The sequence below is a fragment of the Rhodoferax sp. OV413 genome (assembly GCF_900104385.1).
Classification (GTDB): Bacteria; Pseudomonadota; Gammaproteobacteria; order Burkholderiales; family Burkholderiaceae_C; genus Rhodoferax_B.
The window spans coordinates 242,221-257,591 of sequence record NZ_FNJA01000007.1 but is presented as its reverse complement, the minus strand read 5'-3'; the positions used below and the strand labels follow the sequence as shown (position 1 = coordinate 257,591).

Here is a 15,371-nt window from a genome sequence, read left to right as displayed (position 1 = left end):
GTGCCCGTCTGCGGGCGGGCACCGGACTTTTTTTATTTCCTGGGTTGAGACTATGAAAAACACAATTTCCCGTTGCGTGGGCGCAGCCTGCCTGGTAGCCGGCGCCTTGGGCTTGCCGGTGACGGCATCGGCCGTGCCGGTGACTTCTTTGGTGGGAGGCACACAGCTGACGATGCCTATCAACAACATCTACCGCGGCAACGGCCCGTTGCAGCTGGTGCCCGGCATCACCTGGACCAGCACGGGCGCCAATTCCATGTTCGGCAATACCGATGGCTACGGCTTTGACGGCAACGGCGACTGGAATTCCGACAAGACCATGGTGGCCACCAATGACGACACGACCACCACCATGACCTTCACCTTCGACACGGCGGTGTCGGGCTTTGGCGGCTTCTTCAATTGGGCACCGAGCGACAGTACAGCGGCCATCGCCGCCTATGACGCGAACAATGTGCTGCTGGATGCGCTGCAGTTCAGCTTTTTGACCGACGGCAGCCTGAACTCGGGGCAGTTTCTGGGCTTCCAGGAGTCTGGCGCCATCATCAAGTCGTTCACCATTACCGGCCTGTTCGTTGCTGGCGCCGACTTCGAAGTCAAAGCCGTGCCCGAACCCGGCACCCTGGCCCTGACCCTGGTCGGCCTGGGCATGCTGGGCTGGACGGCCCGGCGCAAGGCCCAGCAGGAAGATCGGGCATAAAAAAAGCTGCTAGCGCATATGTTGTATGCGCTAGCAGCTATTGATTGAATAGCAAACCCCGGCCTCACGCCGGGGATGGGGTGTTTAAACCACCTTGGCGATGGACGCGCAGACGTAGTCGATGTTCTTGCTGTTCAGCGCGGCCACGCACATGCGGCCGGTGTCGGTGCCGTAGACGCCGAACTCGTTGCGCAGGCGCACCATCTGGTCCTTGCTCAGGCCGGAGTAGCTGAACATGCCGATCTGGCTGGTGATGAAGGACATGTCTTGCTGGACGCCAGCAGCCTTCAGGCCGTCGACCAGCTTTTGGCGCATGGCCTTGATGCGCACGCGCATTTCGGCCAGTTCGCTTTCCCACTGGGCACGCAGCTCGGGGGTGTTCAGCACCGTGGCCACGACGGTGGCGCCGTGGATTTGCGGGTTGCTGTAGTTGGTGCGGATGCAGATCTTCAGCTGGCTCAGCACGCGGCCGGCTTCTTCCTTGTCGGTGCACAGCACGCTCAGTGCGCCCACGCGTTCGCCGTACAGGCTGAAGCTCTTGCTGAACGAGGTAGACACCAAAAAGCTCAGGCCGGCGGCGACGAACTTGCCGATCACGGCGCCGTCTTCTTTAATGCCGTAGCCGAAGCCTTGGTAGGCCATATCGAGGAAGGGGGTCAGGTTGCGGGCCTTGACCACGGCGACCACTTGGTCCCATTCGGCGGCGGTGATGTCGTAGCCGGTGGGGTTATGGCAGCAGGCGTGCAGCACCACGATGGTGCCGGCAGCGGCGGCGTTCAGCGAGGCCAGCATGCCTTCGAAGTTGACGCCGCGCTTGGCCGCGTCGTAGTAGGCATAGCTGTCGACTTCGAAGCCGGCGTTCTGGAACAGCGCGCGGTGGTTTTCCCAGCTGGGGTCGCTGATCAGCACCTTGGCGCTGGGGTTCAGCTTCTTCAGGAAGTCGGCGCCAATCTTCAGGCCGCCGGTGCCGCCAATGCCTTGCACGGTGACCGCGCGGCCGGATGTGACGGGTTCGGAATCGGCACCGAAGACCAGGCCTTTGACGGCCGAGTCATAGGCCGCCACGCCGTCGATCGGCAGGTAGCCGCGGGGCTTGGGGGCGTCGGTCATTTGCTTTTCCACGGCTTGCACGCAGGCCAGCAGGGGCAGCTTTCCGTTGTCGTCGAAGTACACGCCCACGCCCAGGTTCACTTTATTGGGGTTGGTGTCGGCGTTGAATTGCTCGTTCAGGCCCAGGATCGGGTCGCGCGGTGCCATTTCGACGGCGGTGAACAATGACATGGAAAAGTCCTATGGAGTTGGTCTGGAAGAGGGCGCCCGGCGCAGCAAAGCGCACCCGGGCAACCTGGAATTTTAGCCGCCGCAGCAGGCAGCCCGGCTGCTGGAAATGCATGAAACCATGTTGGGTGCAGGCGAAATACTATTTTTTTGATAGCTGCTTGCGCAAGCAGAATATGCGTGAACTGCCGATTCGGCATGTATTTTGGGGGCGGCCCAGCTATGTGGTGGCTGGCTTGCCGGACAATCGCGCCATGCGTTATTTGCGTCTCTACATCACCACCCGCCGCCACCCGTCCGCGATCCTGCTCATGGTGCAGCTGCTGGGCATGGTGCTCTATCCATTTATTGAAAACACCGAGGCCGGGCGTATCGGTTTTGGTGCCTTTGGCATTGTGGTGCTGGGCATCACCACCCGCATGGTGCGGCGCACGCCGGGCCTGCTCTGGGTCAGCATCTGTATCGGCTTGCCGGCGATCGTGCTGCTGGCGCTGCAGGCCTTGTTCGGCATGCCAGAGCTGCTGCCCTGGTCGGCGGCGTTGGAGGCGGTGTTCTATTTTTACGCCGCCTTTTGCCTGATCGCCTACATGCTGGAGGACCACCGCGCGACCACCGACGAACTGTTTGCCGCCGGTGCCACCTTCACCTTGCTGGCCTGGGCGTTTACCTATCTGTTTGTGCTGACCCAGGCCCTGCAGCCCGGCTGCTTTGCGGCCGCGGTGAACGCCAGCGACCCGCGCAGCTGGACCGAGCTGATGTTCCTGAGCTTTGCGCTGCTGTCTAGCACCGGCATTGGCGATGTGATCCCCATCACCCCGCATGCGCGCGCGCTGGCCAGCCTGGAGATGTTCACCGGGGTGATTTACCTGGCGGCGGTGGTGTCGCGTCTGATTGGTTTGACCCTGCTGTCGCACAAGTAAACCTGTATTCCTATACAGTATCGGGTTTTCTGCCGCTATCCCGTCGATTTGGAGTCTGCGCCCCATGACTGAAACCGTGTCCCTGTATCCGTCCACCTCTCCCGAGCAGCCGGCCGGCGAATTCATCCACTTCCCCGATTCTCCGTTCGAGCTGTTCATGCCGTACCCGCCGGCCGGCGACCAGCCCGAGGCGATCCGCCAACTGGTCGAGGGCGTAAACGATGGCGAGGTGTTCCAGACCCTGCTGGGCGTGACCGGTTCGGGCAAGACCTACACCATGGCCAATGTGATCGCCCGCCTGGGCCGGCCGGCCATCGTGTTCGCGCCGAACAAGACCCTCGCCGCCCAGTTGTACAGCGAGTTCCGCGAGTTCTTCCCGAACAACGCGGTCGAGTACTTCGTCAGCTACTACGACTACTACCAGCCCGAGGCCTATGTGCCGCAGCGCGACCTGTTCATCGAGAAAGACTCGGCCATCAACGAGCACATCGAGCAGATGCGCCTGAGCTGTACCAAGAGTGTGATGGAGCGGCGCGACGTGGTGATCGTGGCCACGGTGTCGGCCATCTACGGTATCGGCGAGCCCGAGAGCTACCACCGGATGGTGATGACGCTGCGCACCGGCGACAAGATGGGCCAGCGTGACGTGATCGCCCAGCTGATCCGCATGCAGTACCAGCGCAACGACGTGGAATTCAGCCGCGGCAAGTTCCGCGTGCGCGGCGACACGATTGATGTGTTCCCGGCCGAGCATTCCGAGCTGGCGATCCGCATCGAGCTGTTCGACGACGAGGTCGAAACCCTGCAGCTGTTCGACCCGCTGACCGGTCGTATCCGGCAGAAGATTCCGCGCTTCACTGTGTATCCCAGCAGCCATTACGTGACGCCGCGCGACAAGGTGCTGGCGGCGGTGGAGACCATCAAGATGGAGCTGTCGGACCGGCTGAAGGAGCTGGTCGGCATGGGCAAGCTGGTGGAGGCCCAGCGGCTCGAGCAGCGCACCCGGTTTGATTTGGAAATGCTGACCGAGATCGGCCACTGCAAGGGCATCGAGAACTACACCCGGCATCTGAGCGCGGCCTTGCCGGGCGAGCCGCCGTCTACGCTGACCGACTACCTGCCCAAGGATGCGGTGATGTTCCTGGATGAAAGCCACATCCTGATCGGCCAGTTCGGCGGCATGTACAACGGCGACAGGGCGCGCAAGACCACCCTGGTGGAATATGGCTTTCGCCTGCCCAGCGCGCTGGACAACCGGCCGCTGAAGTTTGAAGAATTCGAGACCAAGATGCGCCAGGCGGTGTTCGTCACGGCCACGCCGGGTAACTGGGAAAAGGAGCACACCGGCCAGGTGGTTGAGCAGCTGGTGCGGCCCACCGGCCTGGTCGATCCGCAGGTCGAAGTGCGGCCCGCCACCCACCAGGTCGACGATGTGCTGCAGGAGATCCGTATCCGCGTCGAGAAGAACGAGCGGGTTTTCATCACCACCCTGACCAAGCGCATGGCCGAGCAGCTGACCGACTACCTGACCGAAAACGGCGTCAAGGTGCGCTACCTGCATAGCGATGTGGACACGGTGGAGCGGGTGGAAATCCTGCGCGATCTGCGCCTGGGCGCGTTCGACGTGCTGGTGGGTATCAACCTGCTGCGCGAAGGGCTGGACGTGCCCGAGGTGTCGCTGGTGGCGATCCTGGACGCCGACAAGGAAGGCTTTTTACGCTCCGAGCGTTCGCTGATCCAGACAATTGGCCGGGCTGCGCGGAACTTAAATGGCCGGGCCATCCTCTATGCCGACAAGGTCACCGATTCGATGCGCAAGGCGATCGACGAAACCGAGCGACGTCGGACCAAGCAGATTGCGCACAACCTGGCCCAGGGCATCACGCCGCGCAGCATCGTCAAGCAGGTGAAAGACCTGATCGATGGTGTGTACAGCGAGAAATCAGGCCGTGAGGCCGAGAAACTGGAACAGGACGCGATCCAGCGCGCCAAGGTGGAGGACATGGGCGAGAAAGACATTGCCCGCGAAATCAAACGCCTGGAAAAGCTCATGCTGGAGCATGCGCGGAACCTGGAGTTCGAGAAGGCCGCCCGGGTCCGCGACCAGCTGGCGCTGCTGAAAACCCAGGCTTTCGGCGCCTCGGGCCACGACAACGTGGTGCTGTAACGCGCTATCAAAAAACCTACCGTTCTAAATGTGACTGATTGGTATCGTTACCCGACGGATTTGATGGGCTTCTCTGCTATAATCGTTGTGTCAATAAAGAAAAACCAGCAGTTGAGGGCGCGCAATCGTGATTAAAGCGGTTGCAAGCTGGAGGAAAAGGGTGCCGGGGTCTGTTGAAACGCAGTTTCGGCCCGATGTTCACAACCAGTACAGCCAACCAGAAGGAGCTTGCGATGCGACTCACCACCAAAGGCCGTTTTGCGGTCACCGCCATGATTGATCTGGCCTTGCGCCAAAACAATGGCCCCGTCACGCTGGCCGCTATCAGCCAGCGCCAGCAGATTTCCCTGTCTTACCTCGAACAGTTGTTCGGCAAATTGCGCCGCCACGATCTGGTCGAATCCACCCGTGGCCCTGGCGGCGGTTACACCTTGGGCCGCAAGGCAGCCGAGATCACTGTTGCTGACATCATCGTGTCGGTGGACGAACCTATCGATGCCACCCAGTGCGGCGGCAAAGAAAACTGCCTGGGCGAAGCCGGCCGTTGCATGACCCATGATCTGTGGGCATCGCTGAACACCCGCATGGTCGAGTTTCTGGATTCCGTCAGCCTGCAAAAGCTGGTCGACGAACAGCTCGCCAAGGGCGTGCAGATCGAAAGCAAGCCCATGGTCAAGCGTGCGATCTCCAGCATGCCGGTCGTGAAGCCAATGCGCATTACCGGGCCGAATTCGGTTTTCGCCCTTGGCAACGTGTTTGCCAAGTCGTAATGACTGCAACGTGTTTGCCAAATAGTAATTTCTTAATAGCGCTTTTTTAAAGCCAGCCTTCACCGAGATTTTTGAGAGCTAGCCAATGGACACCACCCCCCATTTCCCCATTTACATGGACTACAGCGCCACCAACCCCTGCGACGAGCGGGTGGTGGATGCGATGATTCCCTGGTTGCGCGAGCACTTCGGCAACCCTGCGTCCCGCAGCCATGCATGGGGCTGGGAGGCGGAAGCCGCAGTTGAAAAAGCCCGCGAGCAGGTTGCAGCACTGATAGGTGCCGACCCGCGTGAAATCGTCTGGACTTCGGGTGCTACCGAGTCCAACAACCTGGCGCTCAAAGGCGCCGCGCATTTCTACAAGACCAAGGGCAAGCACATCATCACGGTCAAGACCGAGCACAAAGCCGTGCTCGACACCTGCCGTGAACTCGAGCGCCAAGGTTTTGAAGTGACTTATCTGGACGTACAGGCCGACGGCCTGGTCGATCTGGAAGTCTTCAAGGCGGCCATCCGCCCCGACACGATTCTGGCCAGCGTGATGTACGTGAACAACGAAATCGGCGTGATCCAGGACATTGCCGCCATCGGTGCGATCTGCCGTGAAAAAGGCGTGATCTTCCATTCGGACGCAGCGCAAGCCACCGGCCGCGTCGCGTTTGATATTTCCACCATGCCGGTGGATCTGATGAGCCTGACTTCGCACAAAACCTACGGCCCCAAAGGCATAGGTGCGCTGTTCGTGCGCCGCAAGCCACGCATCCGCCTGGAAGCGCAAATGCACGGCGGTGGCCACGAGCGCGGTATGCGTTCCGGCACCTTGCCCACGCACCAGATCGTCGGCATGGGCGAGGCCTACCGTATCGCCAAGGAAGAAATGGCCGTCGAAAACGTCCGTATCCAGGCTTTGCACGACCGCATGCTGGCCGGCCTGAAAGACGTGGAACAGGTTTTCATCAACGGCCACGAAACCCAACGCGTGCCGCACAACCTGAACATGAGCTTCAACTACGTCGAAGGCGAGTCGCTGATCATGGGCATCAAGGGCCTGGCCGTTTCCAGTGGTTCGGCTTGCACCTCGGCCAGCCTGGAGCCCAGCTATGTGCTGCGCGCCCTGGGCCGCAGCGACGAGCTGGCCCACAGCAGCCTGCGCATGACGATTGGTCGCTGGACCACCGAAGCCGACATTGACTACGCGGTCGATACCATCAAGGTCAACGTGGCCAAGCTGCGCGACCTGAGCCCTTTGTGGGAAATGTACCAAGATGGCATCGACATCAGCACCATCCAATGGTCGGCGCACTGATTTGAATTGAAGAGGTAAACACCATGGCTTATTCCGAAAAAGTGGTAGACCACTACGAGAACCCGCGCAACGTGGGTTCATTTGAAAAAGGCGACGACAGCGTGGGCACCGGCATGGTCGGCGCACCGGCTTGCGGCGACGTGATGAAGCTGCAGATCAAGGTCAACCCGGTTACCGGCGTGATCGAAGACGCGCGCTTTAAGACCTACGGCTGCGGCTCGGCGATTGCCTCCAGCTCGCTGGTGACCGAATGGGTCAAGGGCAAGACCCTGGACGAAGCGGCGGCGCTGAAGAACAGCCAGATTGCCGAAGAACTGGCGCTGCCGCCGGTCAAGATCCACTGCTCCATCCTGGCCGAAGACGCCATCAAGGCCGCAGTGCTTGACTACAAGCAAAAACACGGAGCCGCCCAGGTCCACTAACATGGCTGTGACGTTGACAGAGGCCGCCGCCCGGCACGTGACCCGCTACCTGGCCAAACGTGGCAAGGGTGTGGGCGTGCGTCTGGGTGTCAAGACCACCGGCTGTTCGGGTCTGGCCTACAAGCTTGAATATGTGGACGAGCTGGCGCCGGAAGACATCGTCTTTGAAGGCCATGGCGTCAAGGTGCTGGTCGATCCCAAGAGCCTGGCCTATATCGACGGCACCCAGCTCGACTTTGTGCGTGAAGGCCTGAACGAAGGCTTCAAGTTCGAGAACCCGAACGAGCGGGACAAATGTGGCTGCGGAGAAAGCTTCCGGATCTAACGGCAGCACTCCGAACACCAACCGCCCGCGCCCTGTGTGCTGGCGGTTTTTTCTTGGCACCTATGAACCTCCAATCCAACGACTTCGAGCTGTTTGAGATCCCCGTGCAGTTTGCGCAGGACCATGCGGCCATGCAGGCGCGCTGGCAGGCGCTGCAGCGCGAGGCGCATCCGGACCGGTTTGCGGCCCAGGCCGGCGCCGCGCAGCGCGTGGCCATGCAGTGGTCGGTGCGCATCAACGAAGCCTGGGCCAGGTTGAAAGATCCGCTGAAGCGCGCTGCCTACCTGTGCGAGCTGCATGGCGCCGGCATCCAGGCCGAGAACAACACGGCCATGCCCAAAGCCTTTCTGATGCAGCAAATGGAGTGGCGCGAGGCCCTGGACGATGCCGACAGCTCGGCGGCCCTGGAGGCGCTGAATACCGAAGTGCTGCAGGCCCGGCGTGACAGCCTGGCCGAATGCGCGCGCCTGCTGGACGTGGACCGCGACTACGCGCAGGCGGCGCAGCAAGTGCGCGCCCTGATGTTCATCGAGCGCTTTGCCCGCGACGTGGACGACCGCCTCGACGCAATGGGTACCGCCCTGCTGTGACAATTAGCCCCTAGAACTACTGAAAACCCCCGATGGCGCTTCTTCAAATTTCCGAACCCGGCCAGTCGCCCGACCCGCACCAGCGGCGCCATGCCGTGGGCATCGACCTGGGCACCACCCATTCGCTGGTCGCCACCGTGCGCAGCGGCGAGGCCGTGTGCCTGCCCGATGAGCAGGGGCGCGTGATCCTGCCCAGCGTGGTGCGTTACCTGGCGGGCGACAAGCGCCAGATCGGCTTTGATGCCCTGGCCGCCCAGGCCAGCGATCCCGAGAACACCATCGCCTCGGTCAAGCGCTTCATGGGCCGCGGCCTGGCCGACATCGCCCAGCGCGAAAAACTGCCCTACGTGTTCATCGACAAACCCGGCATGGTCGGCCTGCAGACCGTGCACGGCGATAAATCGCCTGTCGAAGTGAGCGCCGAGATTTTGGCGACCTTGCGCTTCCGGGCCGAAGACAGCTTCAACGACGATGTGTACGGTGCGGTGATCACCGTGCCCGCCTACTTCGACGAAGCCCAGCGCCAGGCCACCAAGGACGCGGCGCATCTCGCCGGCCTGAACGTGCTGCGCCTGATCAACGAACCGACAGCGGCCGCCATCGCCTACGGCCTGGACAACGCCAGCGAAGGCATTTACGCGGTCTACGACCTGGGCGGTGGCACCTTCGATATTTCGATATTGCGCCTGAGCCAGGGCGTGTTCGAGGTCATCGCTACCGGTGGTGACGCGGCCCTGGGCGGCGACGACTATGACCGCGCCTTGGCCGACTGGGTGCTTGCGCAGACCGGCCAGCAGGCCGCCACTGCGTCCGACAAAGTGGCGCTGCAAACCGCAGCCCGGGCTTGCAAGGAAGCCTTGTCTGCTACAGATGTTGTAGCTATCAGCGCAGATCTATCCAGCGGGAACCTGCGATTTGACGTAAAGAAATCCGACTTCGAAGCCGCCACGGCCCCGTTGACGGCCCGCACCATGGCCGCCGTGCGCAAGGCACTGCGTGATGCCAAGTTGGGCGTCGACGAAGTGCAGGGCACGGTGATGGTCGGCGGCTCGACCCGCATGCCGCAGGTGCAGCAGGCGGTGGCCGCATTCTTTGGTCGTCCGCCGTTGACCAACTTGAACCCCGACGAAGTGGTTGCGCTGGGCGCCGCCATCCAGGCCAACCAGCTGGCTGGCAACAGCGGCGCTGAAGACCTGCTGCTGCTGGACGTGATTCCGTTGTCGCTGGGCATAGAAACCATGGGCGGCCTGGTCGAGCGCATCGTGCCGCGCAACCAGACCATCCCCACCGCCATGGCGCAGGACTTCACCACCTACCAAGACGGCCAGACGGCGCTGGCGCTGCACGTGGTGCAGGGCGAGCGCGATCTGGTCGCCGACTGCCGCAGCCTGGCGCGCTTCGAGCTGCGCGGCATTCCGCCGATGGCCGCCGGTGCAGCGCGCATCCGCGTCACCTTCACTGTCGATGCCGACGGCCTGCTGAGCGTGGCCGCGAAAGAGCAGGGCAGTGGCGTGGAAGCGCAGATCACGGTCAAGCCGTCCTACGGCCTGAGCGACGAACAGATCGCCCAGATGTTGCAAGACAGCTTCAGCACCGCCGCCCAGGACATGCAGGCCCGCGCCCTGGTCGAAGCCCGCGTTGATGCCGACCGTATGCTGCTGGCCACCCAGAGCGCGTTGGATGCCGACGGCGACCTACTGTCTGCCGCCGAGCGTGCCGAGGTCGACGCCTTGCGGGCCGAGCTGCTGCAAGCCAAATCCCTCACCGATGCCAAGCTGGTCGAAGCCGCCACCAAGCGTCTGGCCGACGGCACCGAATCCTTTGCCGCCGCGCGCATGAACCGGGGCATCCAACATGCCCTGTCCGGTAAGAACATAGCCACGATCTGATATGCCCGTCATCAAAATACTCCCCCATCCCGAATACTGCCCGCAAGGTGCCGAAATTAGCGCGCCGGCCGGCACCTCGATTTGCGAAGCCATGCTGGACAACCACATCAACATCGAGCACGCCTGCGACATGAGCTGTGCCTGCACCACCTGCCACGTCATCGTGCGCGAGGGCTTCCAGTCGCTGGGCGAGCTGGACGAGAACGAAGAAGACCTGCTGGACCGTGCCTGGGGTCTGGAGCCCCAGTCGCGCCTGGGTTGCCAGGCCTTGCTGGCACAGCAGAATGTGACGGTGGAGATCCCCAAGTACACCATCAACCACGCCAAAGAGAATCATTGATGAAATGGGCCGTTAGCGCAGGTACTGCCTGCACGAGCAGCTATTAAAAAGATAGTTTATGCGCCAGATCATTCTCGATACCGAAACCACCGGCCTGTCGGCGACGGGTGGCGACCGCATCCTGGAAATCGGTTGCGTCGAGCTGCTGCACCGCAAGCTCACCGGCAACCACTTCCACCAGTACATCAACCCCGAGCGCGACAGCCACGAAGACGCGCTGCGGGTGCACGGCATCACCACCGAGTTCTTGCGCGACAAGCCCAAGTTTGCAGAGATTGCCGACGAGTTTCTGGCCTTCTGCGCCGATGCCGAGATCATCATCCACAACGCGGCGTTCGACGTCGGCTTCCTGAACAAGGAACTTGAGCGCCTGGGCAAGCCGCCGCTGAAGAACTTTGTCAGTGGGGTGGTCGACACCCTCGCCATGGCCAAGGAGCTGTATCCGGGCAAGCGCAATTCGCTGGACGCCTTGTGCGACCGGCTGGAAGTGGACCGTACGGTGCGTGACAAGCACGGCGCTTTGCTGGATGCCGAGCTGCTGGCCAAGGTCTACATCAACCTGACGCGCGGCCAGGATGCGCTGCTGATCGATGTGGGCGACGAGGACACATCGGTCGCGGCCGTGCCGCAAATGGATTTGTCCGGTTTTGTGCTGCCCGTGCTACTGGCGGGAGAGGACGAAACCGTAGCGCATCTGGATCTATTGAAGCAACTCGATAAATCCAGCGGCGGTAAAACGGTTTGGCGAAATCACGAAAATAATGTTGTATAATTTGAGGCTTACCTGATAACGAATTCAGGGCGATTAGCTCAGGGGTAGAGCACTGCATTCACACTGCAGGGGTCGCAAGTTCGAAACTTGCATCGCCCACCAAATCAAAGCCGATAAGTCCAAGACTTATCGGCTTTTTTGTTGCCCACAGGGTTGTTGCTTCAGGTTTTGAAGCGTGCCGATTCGATCTCGTGCCGCGCCAGCAGCGCATAGAAATCCGTACGGTTGCGTTTGGCCAGCTTGGCCGCCTGGGCCACGTTGCCGTTGGTGATCTTCAGCAGCTGCGTCAGATAGCTGCGCTCGAATTCTTTGCGCGCCTCATCCAGCGGCAGGAGCTCGGCGCCCTGGCTGGTCAGCGCGTTCTGCACCAGGGAGGCGGCAATCAGCGACCCAGTGCACAGCACCACACATTTTTCGACCACGTTCTGCAGCTGGCGCACATTGCCCGGCCAGGGTGCGGTGCTGAGCTGCTCCAGCCCGCCGGGCGCGAAAGCGCTGATGGTTTTGGCATAGCGTTGTGACAGGGTGCGCATAAAATGGTTGGCCAGCAGGGCGATGTCTTCGCGGCGCTCGGCCAGCGGCGGCAGCGTTAGGCTGACCACATTCAGGCGGTAGAACAGGTCTTCGCGGAAGCGGCCGGCGGCCACTTCGTCTTCGAGCCGGCGGTTGGAGGCGGAGATCACCCTTACATCCACTTTGTGCGACTTGGCGGCGCCCACCGGGCGGACCTCGCGCTCCTGCAGCACGCGCAGCAGTTTGACCTGCATGGCCAGTGGTAAGTCGGCAATTTCGTCCAGAAAGATCGTGCCACGGTGGGCGCTGGTAAACAGCCCCACGCTGTCGCGCACCGCGCCGGTGAATGCGCCCTTGGTGTGGCCAAACAGCTCGGATTCGACCAGGTTTTCAGGAATGGCCCCGCAGTTCACCGCCACCAGCGGCTCCTGGCGGCGCGCGCTGGACGCATGCAGAGCACGCGCCAGCAGCTCTTTGCCAGTGCCGCTTTCGCCATGGATCAGCACCGACGCATCGCTTTGGGCCATCAGGCGTGCCTCGGCCAGCAGTTTTTCCATGCGCGGGCTGCGCGTGACGATGGCTTCGCGCCAGGACTCGCCCTTGCCGTCGGCAGGCATGTCGGCACCCAATGCCGATGACACGGCCAGCGCCCGTTCTACTTCGCGCATCAGGTCTACGCCCTCAAACGGCTTTGTGACGTAGCCAAACACACCTCTTTGCATGGCTTTCACCACGTCGGGAATGGTGCCGTTGGCGGTCAGCATCAACACTGGAAGCAGGGGATAGCGCCGGTGCACGGCTTCAAAGAGTTCGAGCCCGTCCATGCCGGGCATGCGCAGGTCGGTAATCACCATGTCCGGCAGCTCAAGGTCCAGTTTGGCCAGGGCCAGCATGCCGCTGCTGGCTTCTATGGCAGTATGTCCCTCGTAGTGCAGGCGCAGCGACAGCAGCCGCAGTAGGGCCGGGTCGTCGTCCACAATCAGGATGCGCGCCATATGTTCAGTCGAGCGCGAGCTTGGTCGGCTGCGCGCTACCAGCGGCCGCTCTAAGTGGTAGATGCTGTTGCAGGACCGCCCGCAGCTGCGTGAAGTTGAAGGGTTTGGTCAGGTAGCCACTGGCGCCACGGCGCAGGGCTTCGTCAAGCAACTCTGGTTCTGCACTGGCCGAAAGAAAAATCAGCGGAATATGCCGTAGTGCCGGTGCCCGCTGGATGGCAGCAAGCAGGTCCAGGCCATTCAATTGGGGCATCATCACGTCGCAAAAAATCAAATCCGGCAGTTGGTCGTGTACGGCCAGCAGGCCGGAGCGCCCATCCGTGGCTTCTACGGCTTCGTAGCCTTCAAGCCGGATGAAGCGCAGCAGGTTTCCGCGGATCGGAGCCTCGTCTTCAATCACCAGAATGCGCGCCATGCTTCCCCCGGGCGTGTAGATGGACTACGAAAAATGGCTGTGCTGGCGTTTCCGTAGTCGCTCAACGTCGTTACTCACGCCATGCTTGCTTTCTCGGTTTCATTTTATAGCGCGCCTTTGAGGCGGATTACGTCGCCTTAGCCTTAAATCCGGATTGAGAAGCAGGTGCCATGTTGCGCAGAGCTGCTGACTTGGATGCTGCCTTTGTGCAAGTCCACGGCATTTTTGACGATCGCCAAGCCCAGGCCGGTGCCCTGGATGTCGCCCACATTGCTGGCGCGGTGGAAGGGTTCGAACAGATGGGGGATTTCTTCGGCGGGAATGCCTATGCCTTGGTCCGCCACTTCAAACACCATATGTTGGTCTTGTGGGAAGACGCGAAAGCTGACCGTGCCGCCCTGCGGTGAGTATTTGATGGCATTCGACAGAAGGTTGCCAAATATGTGGCGCAGCAGCTTTTCGTCGAACAGGCCGGCGGCCGGCATGTCGGTGAAGTGGGTTTCCATACTGCACGGGGCTTTAGGCTGTTGGGTGCGGGCGTCCTCCACCATGCTCCTGCACAGTGCTGCGAGGTTGAGTTCGCGGGGTTGGAATTCCAGCATTTGCGCTTCTGCCTTGCCCAGCAATAGCACCCGGTCGAGCATGCGCGTCATCCGCTGCACACCATTCTCGATGGTGCCGATGACCTCGGATTTTTCGGCTTCTGGCAAGCGGTCGCCGTAGTATTTGAGCAGTTCTGCTGAGGAGAGGATGATTGCTAGAGGTGTGCGGAACTCGTGAGAAGCTACAGAAATGAAGCGCGACTTCATGTCGTTGAGCTCTGACTGCTTTTGCAAAGTCAGGCGCTGCGTCTGCTCGGCCTGCAGGCGTGCCGTGGCGTCTACCACGAAGAGCAGGGTGGCGTCGCGTTTGCTCCATTCGATCTTGACGGCCGACAGCTCCAGGGAGCGCACTTCGCCTTGCTGGGTGATGACCCGAAAGCCGTAAAACGACTCCACATTTTCTCCGCGCAGCCGACGCTGGTGCCGGTCCAGCATGGCGGGCACATCTTCGGGGTGTACTGCGGCTGTAAAGGGGTTAGATAGCAGATAGTCGAGCGGATGGCCCACGATGCGCACCAGACTGGGGTTGGCAAATACCATGCGGCTGTCCTGTATGACTACCACGCCGACGCCTACGTTTTCGATCACGGTGCGGTAGCGTTCCTCGGACTTACGCAGCTCGTCCAAAGCCTGGTAGCGCTCAATTGCGCTGCTGACATGGTTGGCCACGAAGGAAAGAATGTCTGCATCGGAGGCGCTGTACTCAATGCCAGGCTCATAGCCCTGTACGGCCAGGATGCCGCCCACAACTCCACGGATGTGCATGGGTACACCCAGCCAGCTGGAGAAGCTCATGTCGCCGCTGCCTTCGGTCACTTCGCCGGACGCTTGCAAGACCTGGAGCCGCTTGGCGTTGATGATTTGGGGGCGGGCTGTGCTCAGCACGAATTCTGTCAAGCCGCGGCGATAGGGTACGTTGCTGCGCTGAAGAGTGTCGCCATCGCGTTCGTCCACGTAGTAGGGAAAGTCCTTCAGGTTTTTTTGCGCGTCGTACAGGCAGACGTAGCAATTCTTGGCATACAGCAATTCACCCAGCAAGCTATGGACGGAATGCAGGAAGTCGTAGAACGACAAATCTGCTGCAGCGCGCTCGGCAATACGGTAGAACACCCGTTGAAGTGTTTCGGCCTTTTTTTGCTCCAGTGCTTCGGCTTGCAGTTCACGCGTGCGTTGCTTGAGCCAGAGGTCGGCGGAGGTTTCCTGTTTTTGCTTTTCGGCCTGCAAATCCCGATAGTCTGCTTGCAAGGCCTGGTGCTGCTGTTGCAGCAGTTTGAGCTGGGTGTGCAGGTCAGCGTCAGAGAGCATGGCGGCGGATGGGTGCTCGGTAGGAGTGCGGGTGACTGGGGTGATCACTGTTGCAGCGAACG

The 15,371-nt window shown here is 61.3% G+C and carries 15 protein-coding genes and 1 tRNA gene; 12 read left to right on the top strand and 4 right to left on the bottom strand.

What is annotated here, in order from left to right; translation table 11 throughout:
- Positions 1-52 precede the first annotated feature (52 nt).
- The gene (locus BLT66_RS21780; RefSeq protein WP_092761124.1) at positions 53-700 is read left to right on the top strand and encodes a PEP-CTERM sorting domain-containing protein; all 648 of its coding nucleotides are present in this window, start codon (positions 53-55) and stop codon (positions 698-700) included.
- A gap of 84 nt (positions 701-784) precedes the next feature.
- Here the strand turns inward: BLT66_RS21780 and BLT66_RS21775 are convergent, their stop codons facing one another.
- Positions 785-1,981, bottom strand: coding sequence for an amino acid aminotransferase (locus tag BLT66_RS21775; protein ID WP_092761122.1), 1,197 nt, complete (start codon positions 1,979-1,981; stop codon positions 785-787).
- Positions 1,982-2,232: 251 nt separating this feature from the next.
- Between BLT66_RS21775 and BLT66_RS21770 the strand changes: the two genes are divergently transcribed.
- The 11 genes from BLT66_RS21770 to BLT66_RS21720 all read left to right on the top strand — a co-directional run bounded on the left by BLT66_RS21770 (position 2,233) and on the right by BLT66_RS21720 (position 11,581).
- Complete coding sequence (locus tag BLT66_RS21770; RefSeq protein ID WP_092761352.1) at positions 2,233-2,898, top strand: ion channel; 666 nt, start codon at positions 2,233-2,235, stop codon at positions 2,896-2,898.
- Between the two features lie 64 nt (positions 2,899-2,962).
- Positions 2,963-5,065, top strand: a complete 2,103-nt coding sequence (gene uvrB / locus BLT66_RS21765) for an excinuclease ABC subunit UvrB (RefSeq protein ID WP_092761119.1) — start codon at positions 2,963-2,965, stop codon at positions 5,063-5,065.
- A gap of 233 nt (positions 5,066-5,298) precedes the next feature.
- Complete coding sequence (gene iscR / locus BLT66_RS21760; protein WP_092761350.1) at positions 5,299-5,835, top strand: Fe-S cluster assembly transcriptional regulator IscR; 537 nt, start codon at positions 5,299-5,301, stop codon at positions 5,833-5,835.
- Between the two features lie 85 nt (positions 5,836-5,920).
- Positions 5,921-7,141: an IscS subfamily cysteine desulfurase gene (locus BLT66_RS21755; protein WP_092761117.1), complete on the top strand. Its 1,221-nt coding sequence runs from the start codon at positions 5,921-5,923 to the stop codon at positions 7,139-7,141.
- Positions 7,142-7,164: 23 nt separating this feature from the next.
- The gene (iscU, locus tag BLT66_RS21750) at positions 7,165-7,563 is read left to right on the top strand and encodes a Fe-S cluster assembly scaffold IscU (protein WP_092761114.1); all 399 of its coding nucleotides are present in this window, start codon (positions 7,165-7,167) and stop codon (positions 7,561-7,563) included.
- Position 7,564: 1 nt separating this feature from the next.
- The gene (gene iscA, locus BLT66_RS21745; protein WP_092761112.1) at positions 7,565-7,888 is read left to right on the top strand and encodes an iron-sulfur cluster assembly protein IscA; all 324 of its coding nucleotides are present in this window, start codon (positions 7,565-7,567) and stop codon (positions 7,886-7,888) included.
- Positions 7,889-7,950: 62 nt separating this feature from the next.
- Complete coding sequence (gene hscB, locus BLT66_RS21740) at positions 7,951-8,478, top strand: Fe-S protein assembly co-chaperone HscB (RefSeq protein WP_092761110.1); 528 nt, start codon at positions 7,951-7,953, stop codon at positions 8,476-8,478.
- A 32-nt stretch (positions 8,479-8,510) separates the two neighbouring features.
- Entirely contained in the window at positions 8,511-10,367 is a 1,857-nt protein-coding gene (gene hscA / locus BLT66_RS21735; RefSeq protein ID WP_092761108.1) for a Fe-S protein assembly chaperone HscA, read from the top strand.
- A 1-nt stretch (position 10,368) separates the two neighbouring features.
- The gene (gene fdx, locus BLT66_RS21730) at positions 10,369-10,707 is read left to right on the top strand and encodes an ISC system 2Fe-2S type ferredoxin (protein WP_092761106.1); all 339 of its coding nucleotides are present in this window, start codon (positions 10,369-10,371) and stop codon (positions 10,705-10,707) included.
- 58 nt (positions 10,708-10,765) lie between these two features.
- The gene (dnaQ, locus tag BLT66_RS21725; protein ID WP_092761104.1) at positions 10,766-11,479 is read left to right on the top strand and encodes a DNA polymerase III subunit epsilon; all 714 of its coding nucleotides are present in this window, start codon (positions 10,766-10,768) and stop codon (positions 11,477-11,479) included.
- 27 nt (positions 11,480-11,506) lie between these two features.
- A tRNA-Val gene (locus BLT66_RS21720) sits at positions 11,507-11,581 on the top strand.
- A gap of 59 nt (positions 11,582-11,640) precedes the next feature.
- Here the strand turns inward: BLT66_RS21720 and BLT66_RS21715 are convergent.
- The 3 genes from BLT66_RS21715 to BLT66_RS21705 all read right to left on the bottom strand — a co-directional run bounded on the left by BLT66_RS21715 (position 11,641) and on the right by BLT66_RS21705 (position 15,309).
- On the bottom strand, positions 11,641-12,987 hold the full coding sequence (locus BLT66_RS21715) for a sigma-54-dependent transcriptional regulator (RefSeq protein WP_092761102.1): 1,347 nt from the start codon (positions 12,985-12,987) through the stop codon (positions 11,641-11,643).
- Positions 12,988-12,991: 4 nt separating this feature from the next.
- Complete coding sequence (locus BLT66_RS21710; RefSeq protein ID WP_092761100.1) at positions 12,992-13,402, bottom strand: response regulator; 411 nt, start codon at positions 13,400-13,402, stop codon at positions 12,992-12,994.
- 143 nt (positions 13,403-13,545) lie between these two features.
- The gene (locus BLT66_RS21705) at positions 13,546-15,309 is read right to left on the bottom strand and encodes a sensor histidine kinase (RefSeq protein ID WP_176955134.1); all 1,764 of its coding nucleotides are present in this window, start codon (positions 15,307-15,309) and stop codon (positions 13,546-13,548) included.
- Between the last annotated feature and the right edge of the window lie 62 nt (positions 15,310-15,371).

Coding starts and splice junctions, on each gene's coding strand:
- BLT66_RS21780 (WP_092761124.1), top strand. CDS start 53: ATGAAAAACACAATTTCCCGTTGCGTGGGCGCAGCCTGCCTGGTAGCC.
- BLT66_RS21775 (WP_092761122.1), bottom strand. CDS start 1,981: ATGTCATTGTTCACCGCCGTCGAAATGGCACCGCGCGACCCGATCCTG.
- BLT66_RS21770 (WP_092761352.1), top strand. CDS start 2,233: ATGCGTTATTTGCGTCTCTACATCACCACCCGCCGCCACCCGTCCGCG.
- uvrB (WP_092761119.1), top strand. CDS start 2,963: ATGACTGAAACCGTGTCCCTGTATCCGTCCACCTCTCCCGAGCAGCCG.
- iscR (WP_092761350.1), top strand. CDS start 5,299: ATGCGACTCACCACCAAAGGCCGTTTTGCGGTCACCGCCATGATTGAT.
- BLT66_RS21755 (WP_092761117.1), top strand. CDS start 5,921: ATGGACACCACCCCCCATTTCCCCATTTACATGGACTACAGCGCCACC.
- iscU (WP_092761114.1), top strand. CDS start 7,165: ATGGCTTATTCCGAAAAAGTGGTAGACCACTACGAGAACCCGCGCAAC.
- iscA (WP_092761112.1), top strand. CDS start 7,565: ATGGCTGTGACGTTGACAGAGGCCGCCGCCCGGCACGTGACCCGCTAC.
- hscB (WP_092761110.1), top strand. CDS start 7,951: ATGAACCTCCAATCCAACGACTTCGAGCTGTTTGAGATCCCCGTGCAG.
- hscA (WP_092761108.1), top strand. CDS start 8,511: ATGGCGCTTCTTCAAATTTCCGAACCCGGCCAGTCGCCCGACCCGCAC.
- fdx (WP_092761106.1), top strand. CDS start 10,369: ATGCCCGTCATCAAAATACTCCCCCATCCCGAATACTGCCCGCAAGGT.
- dnaQ (WP_092761104.1), top strand. CDS start 10,766: ATGCGCCAGATCATTCTCGATACCGAAACCACCGGCCTGTCGGCGACG.
- BLT66_RS21715 (WP_092761102.1), bottom strand. CDS start 12,987: ATGGCGCGCATCCTGATTGTGGACGACGACCCGGCCCTACTGCGGCTG.
- BLT66_RS21710 (WP_092761100.1), bottom strand. CDS start 13,402: ATGGCGCGCATTCTGGTGATTGAAGACGAGGCTCCGATCCGCGGAAAC.
- BLT66_RS21705 (WP_176955134.1), bottom strand. CDS start 15,309: ATGCTCTCTGACGCTGACCTGCACACCCAGCTCAAACTGCTGCAACAG.